16 protein-coding genes are annotated in these 19,204 nt (G+C 57.6%); 6 read left to right on the plus strand and 10 right to left on the minus strand.

The window, feature by feature from the left end; all coding sequences use genetic code 11:
* Nucleotides 1-42 precede the first annotated feature (42 nt).
* Nucleotides 43-2,046: a hydantoinase/oxoprolinase family protein gene (locus ACR0IY_RS21690; protein ID WP_480677078.1), complete on the plus strand. Its 2,004-nt coding sequence runs from the start codon at nucleotides 43-45 to the stop codon at nucleotides 2,044-2,046.
* 20 nt (nucleotides 2,047-2,066) lie between these two features.
* On the opposite strand, the gene msrA is transcribed toward ACR0IY_RS21690, so the two are convergent.
* The 3 genes from msrA to ACR0IY_RS21705 form a co-directional block, all read right to left on the minus strand.
* Nucleotides 2,067-2,576: a peptide-methionine (S)-S-oxide reductase MsrA gene (gene msrA / locus ACR0IY_RS21695; protein ID WP_480677080.1), complete on the minus strand. Its 510-nt coding sequence runs from the start codon at nucleotides 2,574-2,576 to the stop codon at nucleotides 2,067-2,069.
* Nucleotides 2,573-3,022, minus strand: coding sequence for a peptide-methionine (R)-S-oxide reductase MsrB (gene msrB, locus ACR0IY_RS21700; RefSeq protein ID WP_480677081.1), 450 nt, complete (start codon nucleotides 3,020-3,022; stop codon nucleotides 2,573-2,575). The genes msrA and msrB overlap by 4 nt, the downstream gene beginning before the upstream one ends.
* Nucleotides 3,023-3,180: 158 nt before the next feature.
* The gene (locus tag ACR0IY_RS21705) at nucleotides 3,181-4,068 is read right to left on the minus strand and encodes a DMT family transporter (protein WP_480677083.1); all 888 of its coding nucleotides are present in this window, start codon (nucleotides 4,066-4,068) and stop codon (nucleotides 3,181-3,183) included.
* 174 nt (nucleotides 4,069-4,242) lie between these two features.
* Between ACR0IY_RS21705 and ACR0IY_RS21710 the strand changes: the two genes are divergently transcribed.
* Nucleotides 4,243-5,445: a BCCT family transporter gene (locus tag ACR0IY_RS21710; protein ID WP_480677085.1), complete on the plus strand. Its 1,203-nt coding sequence runs from the start codon at nucleotides 4,243-4,245 to the stop codon at nucleotides 5,443-5,445.
* 146 nt (nucleotides 5,446-5,591) lie between these two features.
* On the opposite strand, the gene ACR0IY_RS21715 is transcribed toward ACR0IY_RS21710, so the two are convergent.
* The 5 genes from ACR0IY_RS21715 to ACR0IY_RS21735 form a co-directional block, all read right to left on the minus strand.
* The gene (locus tag ACR0IY_RS21715) at nucleotides 5,592-6,146 is read right to left on the minus strand and encodes a hypothetical protein (RefSeq protein WP_480677087.1); all 555 of its coding nucleotides are present in this window, start codon (nucleotides 6,144-6,146) and stop codon (nucleotides 5,592-5,594) included.
* A gap of 239 nt (nucleotides 6,147-6,385) precedes the next feature.
* A complete protein-coding gene (locus tag ACR0IY_RS21720; protein ID WP_170349467.1) occupies nucleotides 6,386-6,673 on the minus strand; it encodes an HU family DNA-binding protein in 288 nt (95 codons plus the stop codon).
* Between the two features lie 130 nt (nucleotides 6,674-6,803).
* A complete protein-coding gene (locus tag ACR0IY_RS21725; protein ID WP_480677089.1) occupies nucleotides 6,804-8,267 on the minus strand; it encodes an AMP nucleosidase in 1,464 nt (487 codons plus the stop codon).
* A complete protein-coding gene (gene ade, locus ACR0IY_RS21730) occupies nucleotides 8,264-10,066 on the minus strand; it encodes an adenine deaminase (protein ID WP_480677091.1) in 1,803 nt (600 codons plus the stop codon). The genes ACR0IY_RS21725 and ade overlap by 4 nt, the downstream gene beginning before the upstream one ends.
* Before the next feature lie 142 nt (nucleotides 10,067-10,208).
* Nucleotides 10,209-11,084: a LysR family transcriptional regulator gene (locus ACR0IY_RS21735; RefSeq protein WP_480677093.1), complete on the minus strand. Its 876-nt coding sequence runs from the start codon at nucleotides 11,082-11,084 to the stop codon at nucleotides 10,209-10,211.
* Between the two features lie 118 nt (nucleotides 11,085-11,202).
* Between ACR0IY_RS21735 and ACR0IY_RS21740 the strand changes: the two genes are divergently transcribed.
* Nucleotides 11,203-11,958 carry a class II aldolase and adducin N-terminal domain-containing protein gene (locus tag ACR0IY_RS21740; protein ID WP_480677095.1) on the plus strand — a complete coding sequence of 252 codons (756 nt, stop codon included), beginning with the start codon at nucleotides 11,203-11,205 and terminating at the stop codon, nucleotides 11,956-11,958.
* A gap of 12 nt (nucleotides 11,959-11,970) precedes the next feature.
* Entirely contained in the window at nucleotides 11,971-12,960 is a 990-nt protein-coding gene (locus tag ACR0IY_RS21745; protein WP_480677097.1) for a sterol desaturase family protein, read from the plus strand.
* A gap of 55 nt (nucleotides 12,961-13,015) precedes the next feature.
* Here ACR0IY_RS21745 and ACR0IY_RS21750 read toward each other — a convergent pair whose 3' ends face one another.
* Nucleotides 13,016-13,648 carry a class I SAM-dependent DNA methyltransferase gene (locus ACR0IY_RS21750; RefSeq protein WP_480677099.1) on the minus strand — a complete coding sequence of 211 codons (633 nt, stop codon included), beginning with the start codon at nucleotides 13,646-13,648 and terminating at the stop codon, nucleotides 13,016-13,018.
* 90 nt (nucleotides 13,649-13,738) lie between these two features.
* Between ACR0IY_RS21750 and ACR0IY_RS21755 the strand changes: the two genes are divergently transcribed.
* Complete coding sequence (locus ACR0IY_RS21755; RefSeq protein ID WP_480677101.1) at nucleotides 13,739-14,584, plus strand: SDR family oxidoreductase; 846 nt, start codon at nucleotides 13,739-13,741, stop codon at nucleotides 14,582-14,584.
* A gap of 7 nt (nucleotides 14,585-14,591) precedes the next feature.
* On the opposite strand, the gene ACR0IY_RS21760 is transcribed toward ACR0IY_RS21755, so the two are convergent.
* Nucleotides 14,592-16,205, minus strand: a complete 1,614-nt coding sequence (locus ACR0IY_RS21760; RefSeq protein WP_480677103.1) for a GMC family oxidoreductase — start codon at nucleotides 16,203-16,205, stop codon at nucleotides 14,592-14,594.
* A 441-nt stretch (nucleotides 16,206-16,646) separates the two neighbouring features.
* Between ACR0IY_RS21760 and katG the strand changes: the two genes are divergently transcribed.
* On the plus strand, nucleotides 16,647-18,848 hold the full coding sequence (gene katG / locus ACR0IY_RS21765; protein WP_480677105.1) for a catalase/peroxidase HPI: 2,202 nt from the start codon (nucleotides 16,647-16,649) through the stop codon (nucleotides 18,846-18,848).
* Nucleotides 18,849-19,204 lie beyond the last annotated feature (356 nt).

A 19,204-nucleotide genomic window follows, 5' to 3' on the forward strand; every position in this document is an offset into this window, starting at 1 on the left:
AATCCGCTACACCCCCCTGAAGCGAACAGGAAGGAGATCCCGATGGCACTGGCTTTGGGGGTAGATACGGGCGGAACCTATACGGATGCGGTGCTGATCCGGGATGAGAATGAGGTGATCGCCTCGGCCAAGTCGCTGACCACGCGGGCCGACCTGGCGATTGGTGTGGGTAAGGCGATTCAGTCGGTCATGGATGCGGCGCAGGTGGCGCCGGATCAGATTTCGATGGCGTCGTTGTCAACGACACTGGCCACCAATGCTCTGGTCGAAGGGCAGGGCGGGCGTGTGGCGCTGATCTATGTCGGGTTCAAGGATAGTGATCTCGAAAAGCACGGGCTGCGCGAGGCATTGAAAGGCGATCCGGCCTTGGCGATCGGGGGCGGTCATTCCCATGCTGGAAACGAAACTGCACCCCTGGATGTGGCAGCGCTGGAGACGTTTTTAGACTCTCACACAGGGGTTTCCGGCTTTGCAGTCGCCTCTCAATTCGCCACACGAAACCCCGCTCATGAATTAGAGGCGGCGCGGATCATCACTGAAAAAACCGGTGCGCCTGTGACCTGTTCGCATCAATTATCGGCCAAGCTGAATGGCCCGAAACGGGCGGTGACGGCCGTGCTGAATGCCCGTCTGATCGGAATGATCGACCGATTGATCGGGCGTGCACAGGATCGGTTGCTGGAAATGGGGATCACCGCGCCCATGATGGTGGTTCGCGGAGACGGCGCACTGATGAGCGCGGAACAGGCGCGGGAGCGGCCGATTGAAACTATTCTCAGCGGACCGGCGGCCTCGATTGTCGGGGCAAGCTGGTTGACGGGGGCTGAAAACGCACTGGTCTCGGATATTGGCGGGACGACCACCGATGTGGCTTTGATCCGGGATGGCAAACCGGCGATTGATCCGGCCGGCGCACGCGTCGGAGGATTTCGAACCATGGTTGAAGCTGTGGCGATGCGAACGCACGGGCTGGGCGGTGATAGTCAGGTACACGTGGTCACCGAAGGGTTGGGGGGAGGCGTGTTTCTTGGCCCCAGACGGGTTCTGCCGGTGTCCCTAATCGCTTCGGAAGCCCCAGAGGTGGTTCATGACGTCCTAGACAAGCAATTGCGCGCCACGACAGTGGGTGAACACGATACCCGGTTCGCCCGTCGCGTGCCCGGTATCCATGCCGAAGGTCTGGGCGCGCGAGAGCAGGCGCTGCTGGAACGGATGGGGGATCAGGTTTTGCCTCTCAGCGACTTGTTGCGGACCCGTATGGAGGGCGGAGCCCTGACGCGGTTGGTAGACCGGGGAATCGTACAGGTCTCGGGCGTGACGCCGTCGGATGCCAGTCATGTTCTGGGGCGTCTGGATGCGTGGGATTCAGATGCCGCGCACAAAGCGCTGGAACTGGTAGCGCGCAAACGTGTGGGCAGCGGGGATAAGCTGGCCGGGTCGCCGGAAGAGCTGGCGCAGATGATTGTGGATCAGCTGACGGAACAGACCGCTTTGACCTTGTTAGAGACTGCTTTTGCGGAAGAGGTCGAAGATTTTGGTGTTTCGCCTGCTGATCTCGCCCGTCATGTGCTGACACAAAAGGGGTTGTCCCGCCATCGTGGATTGCTGGCGCTGGATGCTGCCCTGAACGTGGATGTGGTGGGGCTTGGTGCATCGGCCCCCAGTTACTATCCGGCGGTCGGTGATCGGCTGCACTGCCGCATGACATTGCCGGAACATGCTGGCGTGGCAAATGCCATCGGCGCGGTGGTTGGTCGGCTGACCTTGCGCCGGTCCGGTACGGTTACCTCACCGTCCGAGGGTCGCTTTCGGGTGCATCTTGAGGACGGCCCGCAGGATTTCACAGAATCAGAAAAGGCGTTGGACCTGCTCGAGTCGGTGTTGCGGACAGAGGCAGAGGGTGCCGTACGTCAAGCCGGGGCGGCGGATATCCGAATCGTTGTGGACCGCGACATCCGAACCGCCCGCGTTGAGGCGCAAGAGGTGTTTGTCGAAGCGCAGGTCACAGTCGAAGCCAGTGGTCGTCCGAGGGTGGCGTCGGGTTAGCCCCGCAAGGGGCCATCCCGTTATTCAGCCGCGTCACGTTTTGGCAAAACCCAGTCAGGGCGCGGGAAGTGGCAGGTATAACCGTTGGGGATACGCTCAAGATAATCCTGATGTTCGGGCTCGGCGTCCCAGAAATCACCGACGGGCTCGACTTCGGTCACCACTTTGCCGGGCCAAAGACCGCTGGCGTTCACATCGGCAATCGTATCCAGCGCCACCTGTTTCTGGTCGTCATCGGCATAGTAGATGGCCGAGCGATAGCTCATGCCACGGTCATTGCCTTGGCGGTTCAACGTCGTCGGGTCGTGAATCTGAAAGAAAAACTCCAGCAGGTCGCGGTAAGAGGTTGTCGCCGGGTCGAACCAAATCTCGATCCCTTCGGCATGGGTACCATGGTTGCGATAGGTGGCATTGGGTACGTCACCTCCGGTGTAACCGACACGGGTGCGGGAGACGCCCGGCAGTTTACGGATCAGGTCCTGCATACCCCAGAAACATCCCCCGGCAAGGACAGCGCGTTGTTCGGTCATTGGACTTCCTCCACATGGATCAGGTATTCGCCGTATCCCTCGGCCTCCATCTCGTCGCGATGGATGAACCGCAGGGCGGCTGAGTTGATGCAGTAGCGCAGCCCGCCATGTTCGCGTGGGCCGTCCGGGAACACATGGCCCAGATGACTGTCCCCATGTTTCGAGCGAACCTCGGTTCGGATCATGCCAAGGGACTGGTCGCTAAACTCTTCGACATGTTCATGGATGATCGGTTTGGTAAAACTGGGCCAGCCGCATCCGGATTCGTATTTGTGGGTCGAGGCAAACAATGGTTCGCCCGAAACAATATCCACATAGATACCGGGCTCTTTGTTGTTGAGGTATTTGCCGGTGCCCGGACGTTCTGTGCCGCTGCGTTGGGTCACGTGGAATTCTTCGGGTGACAGGGCGGCAATGGCCTCGGGGTCTTTGTGAAAGCGGGTCATGGCTCCTCCGGTCGTTTGTCTTGGGGCATAATCTGGGGGTAGCGGCGCGGAAATCAAAGCCCTATTTCATCGCCCTCGCGTAGTCGTGCTCGGAGGCGCCAATCGCTTCTTGAGTGACATGGCTGCCGAGTAAGGCCGCGCACTAAGTAGCTATGGCGTCAGATTGCGGCCTTTCCACCCTGATCGGTTTGCTTGGACAACTGAACCGCCAGAATACCCAGCGTTGTGATGCCGACACCCAGGGCATCCAGCGGCCCCAGTTTTTCCCCCAGCAGAATGGCCGCAATGGTGACACCAAAAACCGGATTGAGAAAGTGGAAGGTTGCCGCCCGGGTGGCCCCGATCCGATTCAGCAGCAGAACCCAGATCAATGTCGCGAGGAGGCCGGGGAACAGGGTTGTATAGGTGAAAGCCAGGGCCAGGGGCACGGTCGGGTGGATGTAGATCGTCTCGAACAGTGGCGCTGCAGCAAACAGAACGGCGGACCCAATCAACATTTGCAGACCAACGACCATCATAAAATTCCCGCCCGAGGTGGCGTTGCGTATGGATAGGGTTGCAAAGGTCAGCGCCAGCGCCCCCAGACAACATAAGGTAACCCCGAACAGATCCACCCCGCCACTGATCCGCGTGCTCATGATCAATGCGACCCCGGCAAAACCCGCAATCAGGCCCAGCACCGCAAAGGGGCGCAACTTTTCCCCCAGAAACAACCAGCCAGCCAATGCCACCAACAGCGGCATGGTCGAAGCGATAATGGCGGCCATAGAAGCCTCTACCGTTTGCATGGCATAGAAATTCAGACCCAAATAAAGGGCATTCTGGCAAATTCCGAAGAGGATCGTAGCGCGCCATTGCGCCCGCGTCAGGTTCCAGCTTTGGCCCATGACACGGGCGATGGCGACGCCCAGGCAGCCTGAAATCAAAAACCGCAAAGCAAGAGAAAACAGGGGGGATGCATCGGCGACGATAATCCGCGCCGAGGTGAAGGCCGATGACCAGATGAAGGCAAAAACCAGCCCCATGGCGATGGCGCGCAGATCCATTGGGACCCCCTGTCACATAGCTGAAACTGTTCACGATTTTCCGTCTTGTCGCAAGCGTACACGTCAAAAAAGCCCCAAGTGCGCGGTAAGGGGTCATATTGTGAAATTTTTATTGATTGACTGAACAATTAAAGATATCCGCCAAATGGTCTGACTAAATTGGGAGGTTTGTCAGTGCTCTTAGAATATATTCTGTCTTTTGGCGTCCTGCTGGCTTTGGGGCTGGTCGCTTTCTTTGTGGTGAAATGGTGGAACCTGCGCTGTGTCGGCGTCACACCCGTCCACCTGTTCACCTTCATTGCGATCCTGTTCACATCCGGTCTGGATGTCGGCCTGATCATGTTCCCGCTGACCGAGTTCGGAGGATATGCCGAAGATCCGGCCTATGCATTTGCCAACCCGCTAGCGATCGAGTTCGGGTTCTGGGGTTTTCTGATCTGGGCGTTCTATTTCCTGACGGCCTTCTACTTCTGTGTGATCGAGCCGCGCGTGAAATTCTTCGAAATCCCGCTGGTCAAGCTGATCAACAACGTAGTCATCATCGGAACCTGCGCCTTCACTGCCAGCCTGTTCCTGATCTACCTTCCGGGCTACCTGCCCGAGGTCGGAGACGGTGAATCCGTCGTCACAACTTTCTATATCATCGTGTTCGTGGTCATTCTGGCGGCGGCCTATTCGTCGACTGACCTGAAATATGTGCGCATCCTTTCGGTCGGCTCGACCTTCCTGTTCCTGGCGCTGATCATCGGCATGTGGGCAGCCGCAGGCATGGGTGTCACCGGGTTCGCCGAAACCGGCAGCAATATTGGCGCGTATTTCAGCAACCTGCACAAATTCGTCCTGCCGCTGACCGACTACCACGCCTTCTACCTGTTCTGGTGGTTCGCATGGTCGATCATGATCGGGCAGTTCACTTCGCGCTTTGTTGGTGGTCTGACCACGTGGCAGTTGCTGGCGGCGCTGTTGATCTTTCCGTCCATCCCGCTGGGGATCTGGTTCACCGTTCTCTATTACTATCACCTGAACGGTATCAGCACCGCGGGCATAACCAACATCGCGATGGTGATAGTGGGCGTGACCTTCGTCATCAACTCGCTGGACTCGCTGATCAGGCTCTATACCGACAACCTGAACATGACGGTCGAGCGGTTCGGCAAGGCGACCTACGTGGCGGGCAACGTCGTGCTGCTGTTTGTCCTGACCCTGCTGTTCCAGAGCCAGTGGCTGCAGATTCAGTGGATCGGAGCCGTGGTCGTCGGCCTCTATCTGGCCTGTGTGGTTTATATCCTGATAACCAAGCGCAAAGAGGTGCTGAGCATCGACTCGATGCCCGAGGACCGCGATCTGGACTTCCACAAGGTTGAGACCGTTCACTAAGCACGGGGTTAACACCCATTTTAGAACAGGCGCTTTACTAAGCGCCTGTTTTTTCTTTTGGTCACTTGTGCGGGTCCAAACCCGATCTAATGAAACTCAGTTAGGGGGGCTGTGATCCAGTGTCGGGAATACTTTTACCCAAGGCGCTACTGGGTAGATGGGCCAGCGAAGCTAATCTTCAGGCGCGCCAGGACCTCGTCAATGGCATCGACAAATGGGCTGCACTTTAACGACACAACCTGAGTGTGCTGGCCGCTTACATAAGTTTTTATATAGAACCCTTCCCAATCATCAGAGCGACACTTCTTAAGGTACAGCTGGTCGTTGCCCTTGTAGTTGATCAAGAATTTATCGAGTGAAACCTCACTGAAGACGGTGCGGTATTCGGCGCTATTTGTTATACGTGATAGCCCTTTGAAGCTACTTGCTGGAAACGGCTCTTCAATCAGAATGTTTGTCCGGTTGGGCTCTCCCAGAAAAATCTCTATGCCGTCATTCAAGTCGTGCGTGAAATCGAAGTTGAAAACAGTGCCAGACGAAAACCCATCAGTTTGAAGGGCGGAGGAGACGCTGTTTTCATCACTTGTCGGAACGAACTTGCTGGCCAGGACCTCACAGATCAAGCGGCCGCTGATTGCATCCTCTTGTGCAATCGATTGCGAACCGAAGAGGGTGACAAGAATGGCAAGGATGGCTTTCATTTCGATTACCTCCTCTACGCACCACAGTACTTCAAAACCGGCAACAAGTCACCAGACAGTTCTGGTTGGTGAACTATTCGCCATATCTAAATGAGCATCGCGAACGGAAGAACACAGTCAGTATCGAACAACCCTTTCGGATTCACTGCACAGAAACAAAAAAAGCCGAATTCTAGATACGCAAAAGAAAAAGGGCCCCCAACTGGCGGCCCTCAATCGCTTGTCCGTAAAAGCTGGGATCAGCCGTTCACGCTGTCCTTCAGGGCCTTTGCGATGGTCATCTTGACCACCTTGTCGGCCTCTTTCTTGAACTGCTCGCCGGTGGCGGGGTTGCGCACCATGCGCTCGGGGCGCTCGCGGCAGTAGATTTTGCCAACGCCGGGCAGGGTGACCGCACCACCAGCAGACACTTCGCGGGTGATCAGGCCGGTCACGGCCTCCAGCGCCGCGTTTGCAGCTTTCTTGTCGGTTCCCATTTCCTCAGCGAGAGCAGCAACCAGCTGAGTCTTTGTCATAGGCTTTGCCATTTCTTGGTCTCCTTAACGTGCCCGATAAATAGGGCCTCACCGCGTAACTGTAACGGGATATTGTGGGCGAACACAACGAATAGTAGCGCTGAAAACCCTAAAAATAGGGGGAATCCGTTGTTTTTTTGCTTCAGAGGAAGGCCGTTTCGTCAAATGAACGCAATTTCCGGCTGTGCAGACGCTCTAACGGCATGCCGCGCAGGTGTTCCATCGCGCGTATTCCGATCGCCAGATGGCGGCTGACCTGAGTTGTATAGAACGCCGAAGCCATACCTGGAAGCTTTAATTCGCCATGTAGAGGTTTATCCGAGACACACAGTAATGTGCCATAGGGAACCCGAAAGCGATAGCCATTGGCGGCGATGGTGGCGCTTTCCATATCCAGGGCAATCGCTCGCGATTGGCTGAGGCGTTGGACCGGGCCGGACTGATCGCGCAGCTCCCAGTTGCGGTTATCGACCGAGGCCACGGTGCCGGTGCGCATGATCCGTTTCAGTTCGTACCCTTCCAGTTCGGTGACCTCGGCCACGGCGTGTTCCAGCGCCACCTGAACCTCGGCCAGTGGTGGGATCGGCACCCAGACCGGCAGATCGTCGTCCAGCACCTTGTCTTCGCGCAGATAGGCATGGGCCAAGACAAAATCCCCCAGCGCCTGAGTGTTGCGCAACCCGGCGCAATGCCCAACCATCAGCCAGGCATGCGGGCGCAGCACTGCGATATGATCAGTGGCGGTTTTCGCGTTCGACGGGCCAACCCCGATATTTACCAGCGTAATTCCTGACCCATCCGTCCGTTTCAGATGATAGGTCGGCATTTGCGGCAGTTTCAGGGGCTGCTCAATCGCTGCTTCGGGGTCTGTGATCTCGACATTCCCGGTTGAAACAAAGCTGGTGTAGCCACTGTTCGGGTCGGCCAGCTGCGCCCGCGCATAGCTTTCGAACTCGGACACATAGAACTGGTAGTTGGTGAACAGAACGTGGTTTTGGAAATGACTGGGATCAGTGGCTGTATAATGCGACAGCCGGGCCAGCGAATAATCAACCCGTTGGGCCGTGAACAGCGACAGGGGTCCGTGTTCAGCCTCATGATCGTGAACGCCGTTGACGATGTCGTCGTTGGTGGTGGTCAGGTCCGGCACGTCGAACACGTCGCGCAGGGTGAAACCGGCAGCCCCCTGATGCGGAACCACCAGATTGGGATTGTTGGAGACGGCAAAATGAACGGGGATAGGGGTATCCGACGCACCGATCGTCACCGGCTGATCGTGGTTCCGGATCAGCAGGGCGATCTGCTGTGTCAAGTAATACCGGAACAGGTCGGGGCGCGTCACCGTCGTCGCGTGCGTGCCAGGTTCCGAGACATGCCCAAAACTGAGGCGGCTGTCGACATGCGCATAGGACGAGGTTTTGATGCGAATTTCCGGGTAATAGGCTCTGAATCGTTCGACAGGGGTGCCCTGCTCCATCGCTTGCGCAAAGCTGTCGCACAAAAACCGAGTGGCCTTTTCATACAGCTCTTCCAGACGGGCAACCGCCGCCGCGGGATCGGTGAACTTCTCGGGGTTGGGGACGTCAGGTGTTTTAATTATTGTCATGCAAGAGGTTCCAAAAGGTCGATCTTTTCGAATGTACGCACATCCACCAGCCCAAGATCGGAAATCCGCAATTCGGGGATCACGACCAGCGCCAGCAGCGAATGCTGCATATACGCGTTATTCAACTGACAGCCACAGGCCTGCATCGCCTCGACCATCTCTTCTGCTTTTGCCGCGACCTGCGTCGCCGGACTATCGGACATGAGCCCGGCAATAGGCAGCTCCACCAGCGCCAGTTCCTTTCCATCGCGGAAAATGGTGATGCCACCACCCACCTCCGCCAACCGGTTGGCGGCAAGTGCCATCTGGTCGCGATCTGTACCCACCACGATCATGTGGTGACTGTCATGTGCCACAGTCGAGGCCATGGCCATCTTGCCCTGATAGCCAAAGCCCGAGACAAAGGCATTTGTCACCCCTCCGGTCGCACGGTGGCGTTCGACCAGAGCGATCTGGCAGACCTCACCTTCACCTTCGACCAATCCGCCGATGATCGGCAGTTCGGCCTTCAGCGCCTTGGTCGGCGCCTGGTTCTCAACGACCCCGATCACATTGGCCTGTACGCGGTTGGCACCGGCGGGGGCGTGGATTTCAAAGTCACTTGCTGTCAGAGCATGCCCTAAATGTACTGTATTGCGCGCGGTGTCCGGCCAGTTCAGATGCGGGCACTCGACCGTGATCGCGCCATTCTCGGCTACAACGTGACCTCGCGCGATGACGGTTTCGATGGGTAGGTCGCGCAGGTCCGAACTGAGGATGATATCCGCCCGGCGCCCCGGAGTAATCGAACCGATCTCACGTTCCAGCCCGAAATGGGAGGCCGTGTTGATCGTTGCCATCTGCAAAGCGACCAGCGGATCGCAACCGCAGGCAATCGCGTGGCGCACCACCCGGTTCATATGCCCGTCATTGACCAACGTTCCGGAATGGCAATCATCCGTACACAGAATGAAATTGCGCGAATCCAGCCCCTTTTCCGTTACGGCGGTGATTTGGCTTTCGACATCAAACCAGGCCGAGCCCAGACGCATCATCGATCTCATCCCCTGCCGCACGCGGGCAATGGCGTCAGCCTCGCAGGTTCCTTCGTGATCATCTGCGGGCCCACCCGCAACGTAAGCGGCAAAATCAGACCCTAAATCAGGCGAAGCGTAGTGGCCGCCCACGGTTTTCCCAGCCCGCTGTGTCGCTGCAATCTCGGCCAGCATCTTGGGATCGCCATGAATGACACCTGGGAAGTTCATCATCTCGCCCAGCCCGATGATGCCGGGCCACGACATCGCTTCGGTCACGTCCTCAGGGGTGATTTCATAGCCGGTGGTCTCAAGCCCTGGTGCCGAAGGGGCGCAGGATGGCATCTGCGTATAGATGTTGACCGGCTGCATCAGCGCCTCGTCATGCATCATGCGCACGCCGTCCAGCCCCAGCACATTGGCAATCTCATGCGGATCGGTGAACATCGAGGTGGTGCCGTGCGGAATCACCGCCCTGGCAAATTCAGCGGGCGTCAGCATTCCCGATTCGATATGCATATGCGCGTCGCACAGGCCGGGCAGCATATAGCGCCCCCGTGCTTCGATGATCTGCGTATCCGGGCCGATACTGTGGGACCCGTCCGGGCCAACAAACGCGATGCGTCCCGCAGCAATGGCAATGTCATGATCGGGTAAAGTCTCGCGGCTGTGCACGTTCACCCAGATACCACGCCGAATGACCAGATCCGCAGCCTCACGACCCGCGGCGACAGAGATCAGTCGAGGGGCGACATCGGGCCAGCTTGGGAAAGGTGTATGTTCCATGGCTCAACTTTCCCGAATGCACGCAAAGGTTCAACCCCTGTTGCGCAGCTGTCATGAAACCATCACGCAGCGCGTCAGCGCTGCCCGGCCCAACCAGAGGAGATGCCCAAATGGGGCATTGACGATAGACGGGAGCACCCCATCAGGCCAACCTGTCCGCCTCCATCTCGCGTCGGAGCCAATCCGCAAAGGCCACGGCCCCTGGCGTTTCCTCGGCCTGAGGGGACAACAGCAGATAATAGGCCTCGGGCATCGCCGCCCGATGAGCGAATGGGGCAACCAGACGTCCCTGCTCGATCAACCCTCGCGCAATCGTGTCATGGGTCAGGCACAACCCGCCTCCGGCCATCGCAACCGATAGGCTGACCAGATAGGTTGTCGAGTATGTGATCGGCGGGTTACCCCATATTAGAGACTGATCTTCTGCCCAGTTCGCCCAATTCGACAGCAAGTTCGAGCAATCAAACAAGGGTTGCTGCTGCAGCGTGTCCAGCGTCACCTTATATTGCGGGGAGCAGACCGGGTAATAGTGATCCGTCCGCAGAAGCTCGGTGCGCACTGTATCCGACGGGCGAAGCGAATATCGGATTTCGACGGCAGACCCTTCGGCCATTTCCCGCGGTTCCCACAGTTCTGTGAAGATGTTCAACTGCACCTCGGGATGTTCCGCTCGGAATTGTGGCAGGCGCGGAGCCAGCCAGTTGACAGCAAAGGTAATGTTGCTTTGCACCTGCACGGCGTTTTGCTGCGCCCCGGTTACGGCCTGCGTGCCACGCACTAGGGTTCGAAAGGCCTCGCGTACCACCGGCAGATAGGTGATGCCGGCCTCGGTCAGTTCCAAGGCTCGGGGGCGGCGCAGGAACAGAGGTTGGCCCAGATATCCTTCCAGCGATTTGATCTGTTGGCTGACCGCGCTTTGGGTCATGTTCAGATCCCGGGCTGCGCCGGTGAACGACAAATGACGCGCTGCGGCCTCGAATGTGCGCAGCCAGCCCAGTGGGGGAAGAGATTTCTGCATTAGCATAATCCTGCCATTAGCTCAACTAATGGAATAGTTGCGTTTTTTTCGTTGGTCAAACTCGGACGTGGCAGGCACGCTTTTTTTGAAACCTCAGAAACCCGCAGCGGAGCCCGAAATGACTGTTACCAACCTGCGACCGAATATTGATCATTGGCCGGAACGCGTAGATTTGGCCGCCACCTTCCGCTGGACAGAGCGGCTGAACATGCATGAGGGTGTGGCAAATCACTTCAGCCTAGCGGTGAATGAGGACGGAACGCAATTCCTGATGAACCCAAATCAGGTGCATTTCGCTCGCATTAAGGCGTCGAACTTGCTGTTCCTGGATGCCAATGACCCTGAGATCATGACCCAGCCCGGCGCACCCGATCCGACAGCCTGGGGCTTGCATGGTTCGATCCATCGTCACTGCCCGCATGCGCGCTGCATTATGCATGTGCATTCGATTTTTGCCACCGTTCTGGCCTCGCTTGCCGACAGCACATTGCCGCCGATCGACCAGAATACGGCCACTTTTTTCAACCGATACGTTGTGGATAAGGGTTATGGCGGTCTCGCCTTTGAAAACGAAGGCGAACGTTGTGCCGGGATGCTGTCGGACCCGGGAAAGAAGGTCATGATCATGGGCAATCATGGGGTTCTGGTAATCGGAAGTGACCCCGCAGATGCCTTTAATAGACTCTATTATTTCGAACGCGCCGCTGAAACTTACATCCGTGCGCTGCAAACCGGTCAGCCATTGCGCGTGCTGTCTGATGAGATTGCCGAGAAGACCGCGCAAGAGCTGGATGACTACCCCGACCAGGCCGAGGCGCATCTGCGCGAGATCAAGGCGATCCTTGATGCTGAAAACTCCGACTACGCCACATAGTGAGCCCCAGCCATGACCGATACTTCGTATGACCCCGAAGCCGCCCGCTGGAACTATCGCCCTGAGGGGCAAGTAGGCCTGAACCCGCTGTTCAACTGGCCTCCAAAACCTTCCGCCGTGTTGAAATGGTATAGCGGTGCGTGGTTGCAGATCACCGCGTTAACTTTGTGCCTAGCGTTGGCGATTACCTCATATGCGGTGTTTTTCCCTGCTTTAGAGACTATGAAATCCTTCGCACCAGGCTGGATGTTCCGCATCTGGCTGCTGAATATGGTGCCACAAATCCTTGTAGCCGGTGGACTGCATTGGTGGCTGTACATGCGCAAAGGGCAGGGCATGTATAAAAAATTCGACCGTCGTGATCTGACTCGCAACAACGGCACCTTCACCTTTCGCAGTCAGGTCTGGGACAATATTTGGTGGACGCTGGCCAGCGCCATGACCGTGGCGACCGTCTATCAATGGATCATCTACTGGGCGATGGCCAACGGCTTTGTGCCCTCAGTGACATGGGCCAGCGCACCGGTCTGGTTCATTGTCTGGATGATGTTCATTCCTATGTGGTCAGGCTTGCACTTTTACTGGGTGCACCGGCTGGAGCATCACCCCAAGCTGTACAAGCATGTGCATGCGGTGCATCACCGCAACGTCAATACGGGACCCTGGTCTGGCATTTCAAATCACTGGTTTGAGAACATCTTGTATTTCACCACCTACTTTATCCACCTGATCGTTCCGTCGCACCCGTTGCATGTGCTGTTCCACACCTATTTTCAACAGATCAGTCCGGTGCTGTCTCATTCCGGGTTTGAAAAACTCAAGGCTGCAAACACAGACGCCGCGCGCGCCGGGGATTTCTTTCACCAGCTGCATCACCGGTATTTTGAGTGCAACTATGGCACTTCGGAGATTCCGTTCGACAAGTGGTTCGGAACCTACCACGACGGCTCTGCCGAGGCGACGACGCGGACGCGGGCCTTTAAAAAGCAGATGTATACGTAAAAGTAACCGTGGCGTATCCGGGGCAGGATACGCCAGGCGCGCCCGTTCGCTAAAGTCAGACCCGTTCGAACAGGGCGATCAGCGCGGTGTCGTCCTTGTTCGGACCTGCTGCGAGATCACCATAGATTCGTACCTCGGGCAGGGACAGGTTCCGAATCTCATGCTGAGCCAACCTGTGCAGCGCTTCCGCAAACCCGAGTTTCTCGTAATGCCGCGCATTGATCGACAAGGCGAATTGCGCACCCGGTCGGGCCACGCGCAGCAACGCGGTCAGGGCTTCGGGGCCAAGATGGCCATGTGTGAAAGTGCCAGACGAGACAATACCGGAATAACATTCGCGCGGAACTGGAATACCCTGGTTCAGGTCGGCCACGATCGCGTCGCGATAGATATCCTTGCGCATGGCCTGATCTAGCATTTCGCCACTGATGTCGGTGGCATCTATCGGACCGACGCCCAACCCGGCCAAGATGGCACCGCATAGTCCAGTGCCTGCGCCGACATCCAGAACTGGACCTTGTCCACCAGCGCCAACAAAAGCGCGGGCCGTTTGGATGTGCAGCTGATAATCCTCGCGCGCGGCGAAGGTATCGTCATAATCCCCGGCCCATTCGGCATAAAGCCGTTTGTGGTCTTCGGGTGAGTCCAAGGCGTAAGCAGCTTGCAGGTTGGGCGTTTTTTTACTCATACCCAAAAGAAAGGCGCATTAGGGGATTCGAATCAAGTATTGCAACTCAAGTGCTTGCATTCGCCCGGATTGGGGATCATCAAAGGCGGTATGACAGGCACTCTTTTTTCGTTTGGTCACGGATATTCGGCGCAGGCATTGTCGCGGTTGCTGGGGCCACAGGGCTGGCGAATTTGCGGCACCACACGTGATCCCGCCCAATCTGCCAACATTCGGGCTTCGGGGGCTGATCCGTTGGTCTGGCCGGGGCAAAAACCGAATCTGGATGGTGTGAGCCATATGCTGGTTTCGACGGCCCCCAAGGTTGATGGCGACCCCGTACTGGAAGAGTTGTGGGACGACATCGCCGAACGGGCAGCGCAGTTTAAATGGGTCGGTTACCTGTCCACGACCGCCGTTTACGGCGACCATCAGGGGGATTGGGTCGACGAAACCACCCCGCCCGCGCCAACCGCCGAGCGTGGCCGTTGGCGGGTGAAAGCGGAACAGCAATGGCAGAGCATCCCGGGCCTCCCGGTGCACATCTTTCGTCTGGCCGGTATCTACGGCCCTGGTCGCGGCCCGTTTTCCAAACTCAAACGTGCGGGCATGCGGCGTATCATCAAGCCGGGGCAGGTGTTCTCGCGCATTCATGTGACGGATATTGCGCAGGTTCTGGAGGCTTCGATGGCGGCGCCCAATCCGGGGGCCATATACAATGTCTGTGACGATGAACCCGTGCCACCGCAGGACGTGATCGCCTATGCCGCCGAATTGCAGGGCCTGCCCCTGCCCCCGGCGGTTCCGTTTGACAAGGCGGATCTGACCCCGATGGCCCGCAGTTTCTATAACGAGAACAAGCGGGTCAGAAATAATCGGATCAAGGATGAGCTGGGCGTGAACCTGCTGTATCCGGATTATCGCGTCGGTCTGCAGGCACTGATGAAGGACGCCTGAGCGTTCCTCAAGCCGCTTTGATCATGTCGGCGGCTTTTTCCGCGATCATGATGGTCGGCGCATTGGTGTTGCCGGATACCAATGTCGGCATGATCGAAGCGTCCACCACGCGCAGACCGTCAATGCCGCGCACACGCAACTGAGGGTCAACCACCGCCATTTCATCCACACCCATTTTGCAGGTGCCCACCGGGTGGTAAATCGTGTCGGCGCGGGCACGGATGTGGTGTTCCCAATCGGCATCGGTCTGGGCCGTTTCAGTTCCGAACATCTCTTTGTGCCGGAACCGTTCAAGCGCCGGGGCCTGAACAATGTCCCGTGTTAAGCGCGCGCCCTTGATCAAGGTGTCCAGATCGCGGCTGTCTGACAAAAAGGCCGGGTCGATGATAGGCGCAGCAAAGGGGTCTGCGCTGTTCAGGCCAACCGTGCCCCGGCTTTCAGGGCGCAACTTACAGACATGGCAGGTAAAACCGTGGCCATAATGCAATTTACGGGCGTGGTCGTCGACCAGTGCGACGGTAAAATGCAGCTGAATATCCGGTCGGTCCAGATCAGGGGAAGTCTTCAGGAACGCTGCGCCTTCTGCAAACGGCGTGGCGGCCATCGAAACCCCGGTTTTGCGCCATCGCCATAGGTGGTGAGACAACCGCGCCCCGGCAACAGGGCTGATACCGAAATTGTCGGTGTCTTTGGTTTTGTACGAGAGAACAAAATCCAGATGGTCTTGCAGGTTCTTGCCGACGCCGGGCAGATCATGACGCACGGAAATTCCGTGTTTTGACAGGTCTTCCGCTGCCCCGATTCCTGACAGCTGAAGCAGTTGCGGGGACTTCAGTGCGCCGGCGCTGATCAGCACCTCTTGCCTGGCTTTGACAGTGATGTCCGGACCTTTCGCCTTTTTGCAGTAAATTACGCCGGTTGCGCGCTTACCTTCAAAGGTTACTTCTTTGGCGTGCGCGTGGGTAATGACCGTCAGGTTTGGGCGGCTTATCACCGGAAGGATAAAGGCAGCAGCGGTCGAGCAGCGCTCGCCGTTTTTGGCCGGGTCGTGAAACTGTGTGACCTGATAGAGGCCAACCCCTTCGTTGTCACCGCGATTAAAGTCCTGCGTACGGCGGTGCTGCATCTGCTCTGCCGCCTTGACAAAGGCATGGGTGATCGGGCGCGGTTCCTTCTGGCGGGATACGTGCAATGGGCCGTTGTCACCATGCAGATCATCGGCACCGTCCTCATTATTCTCGGATCGTTTGAAATAGGGCAGGACGCTGTCCCAGCCCCATCCGTCACAACCCAGATCAACCCAGCCGTCATAATCCTGACGCTGGCCGCGTATATAAAGCATCGCATTGATCGCGCTGGACCCACCCAGGGTCTTGCCACGAGGCTGATAACCCCGGCGCCCATTCAACCCCGGTTGCGGAACCGTCTGAAAAGCCCAGTTGTTGATTTTGGGGCGACCGGGCAGAGCAGCTACGACAGCCGAAGGCAGTCTGACCAGGATATTGTCACCGCGGCCTCCGGCCTCAAGCAGGCAGACACGTTTGGCGGGATCCTCGCTCAGGCGGTTGGCAAGGACTGAACCCGCGGAACCGCCTCCAACAATGACGTAGTCGAACTCCAATTCGATTCCCCTCCACTCTGGCCGGACAGATGAATGCGCGGATCATCCTGATTTCAGGTGCAGGCATCTTCCTGGCGGACCGCTGCACTATTTCTCGCGTCAGAGTGTGACCGTGTTTCGAGAAAAACAATCGCTGCCTCCGTAAGTGACCCAAGGTCACTGCGCGGTCTTTTGGCAGACCCTGTTGTGCACGGCGCCGCGTATTAAAGTTTCATAACCAAACCCTATCACAATCATCATTAAACAAAACTTTTTTGCATGGTTTGAATTTGCTACTTCTGACGGTGACAAGACCAAAGTGTCGCAAACATCACATAAGAAAAAGCGCGCAGATTTCGGCGCGCTATTGGGGTGTGAAGCAACGGCATCTACATGTGTTCTTGATCGACCAAGTTTTAACCGCGCGAACCTGCCGGAAATTAGCCAGGATTGGAGATCGATATGGACGGAAGTGATAACCCCAAAACGGGCGGTTGCCCGGTAATGCACGGTGCGGGAACCCGGTCCAACCGGGACTGGTGGCCAAATCAGCTGAACCTGTCGATCCTGCATCAGAAAACGCCTGCGTCAAATCCGTTGGGTGTGGATTTCGACTATGCCGAAGAATTCAAGAAGCTGGACATGAAGGCGCTCAAGGAAGACCTCTATGCGCTGATGACAGATTCACAGGACTGGTGGCCTGCCGACTATGGTCACTACGGTGGTCTGTTCATCCGCATGGCCTGGCACAGCGCCGGGACCTACCGGACGGCAGATGGTCGAGGCGGCGCCTCAACCGGGAACCAGCGGTTCGCGCCGCTGAACAGCTGGCCGGATAACGGCAACCTCGATAAAGCGCGCCGTCTGTTGTGGCCGATCAAGCAGAAATACGGTAACCAGATTTCCTGGGCCGACCTGATGATCCTGGCTGGCAACTGCGCCATTGAGTCGATGGGCGGCAAGACCTTCGGCTTCGCCGGTGGCCGCGAAGATATCTGGGCCCCCGAGGAAGACATCTATTGGGGTTCGGAAACCGAATGGTTGGCTCCGACCGATAACCCGCACAGCCGTTATTCAGGCGAACGCGATCTGGAAAACCCACTGGCTGCTGTGCAGATGGGCCTGATCTATGTGAACCCGGAAGGCCCGGACGGAGAGCCGAACGTTCTGGCCTCCGGTCGCGACATCCGAGACACCTTTGGTCGGATGGCGATGAATGACGAGGAAACCGTCGCTCTGGTCGCCGGTGGCCACACCTTTGGTAAGGCACACGGCGCGGGCGACCCCGATCTGGTTGGTCCGGACCCTGAGGCCGCACCGATCGAGGAAATGGGCTTTGGCTGGATAAACAAGTTCGGCTCGGGCAAGGGTGACGACACTATGACCAGCGGTATCGAGGGCGCCTGGACCGCGAACCCGATCAAATGGGATAACGGCTATTTTGACCTGCTGTTCGGATACGAGTGGAACCTGACCAAAAGCCCCTCGGGCGCGTATATCTGGGAACCGATCGGCGTCAAGGAAGAGGACATGGCTCCGGCGGCGCATGATCCGTCGAAGAAGGTCAAAACCATGATGACCACCGCCGACATGGCGATGCGCATGGACCCAATCTATGGCCCGATCTCGAAACGCTTCCACGAGAACCCCGAAGAATTTGCAGACGCGTTTGCCCGCGCTTGGTTTAAGCTGACCCACCGCGATATGGGGCCGCGCGCGGCCTATATCGGACCCGAAGCCCCGACCGAAGAGCTGATCTGGCAGGACAACGTCCCAGCCGTGGATCACGATCTGGTCGACGATGCGGATGTGGCCGACCTGAAAGCCAAGATCGCCGCTTCAGGCCTGTCGGTATCCGAGTTGGTCTCGACCGCATGGGCCTCGGCCTCGACTTTCCGTGGGTCGGACAAGCGCGGTGGTGCCAATGGGGCCCGTATCCGCCTTGCGCCGCAGAAAGACTGGGACGTCAACGAGCCGATGAAGCTGTCCAAGGCGCTGGAGGCGCTGGAAGGCGTTCAGAAATCGTTCAACGACGCGCAGTCCGGCAGCAAGAAAGTGTCGCTGGCCGATGTGATTGTTCTGGCCGGTGCTGTTGGTATCGAGCAGGCAGCAAAGGCCGGCGGTCAGGATGTCGAGGTGCCGTTCACTCCGGGCCGTTCCGACGCAACCCAAGAGCAGACAGATATCGACAGTTTCGCGGTAATGGAGCCCGTCGCCGACGGCTTCCGCAATTACCAGAAGGCTGACTATACCGTCTCGCCCGAGGAGCTGCTTGTCGACCGCGCGCAGTTGCTGAACCTGTCCGCACCCGAGATGACTGCGCTTGTCGGTGGTCTGCGTGTGCTGGGTGCCAACTTTGGTGACAGCAAGCATGGTGTGTTCACGGATCGCATTGGAACACTGAGCAACGACTTCTTCACCAACATTCTGGACATGGGCACCGAATGGAAACCGTCGGGCAAAGGTGTCTATGAGGGCTGTGACCGCGCCAGCGGCAAGGTCAAGTGGACCGGTACCCGTGTCGATCTGGTCTTTGGGTCAAACTCGCAACTGCGCGCCTTGGCCGAGGTTTACGCACAGGCCGATGCCGGGGGCAAGTTCGTTTGTGACTTTGTCTCGGCCTGGAACAAGGTGATGAATGCGGATCGCTTTGATCTGAACTAACCCCGCGACCATTGCCGTGATTTGCGCCACCCGAGGAGACTCGGGTGGCGTTTTCTATAGCTCGGCTCTTAGGTGCATACCAAGCATTGGGTACGATTCCGCTGAAAGGCTATCCAATCCCTGGTATTAAGCTATACGTGAGCAAGATAGCGACGGGAATTATGAAGCTAACCTGTTGTTTTCATTGATATGAGTAAGTTTCTGCCGAGAATTGTGAAGTTTTTTCAAAATGGGGGTTGCAGGTCCCAGACCTAATCCGTAAATACCCCTTCACCGGCGCTGCTGAGGCGGTTGTTGGGACGCTGGAGACGGCGGAGACGCATCGGAGAGACGGTGGGCATCTTGGGAAGTGATTT

It is taken from the genome of Ruegeria sp. BC1, from assembly GCF_056539305.1.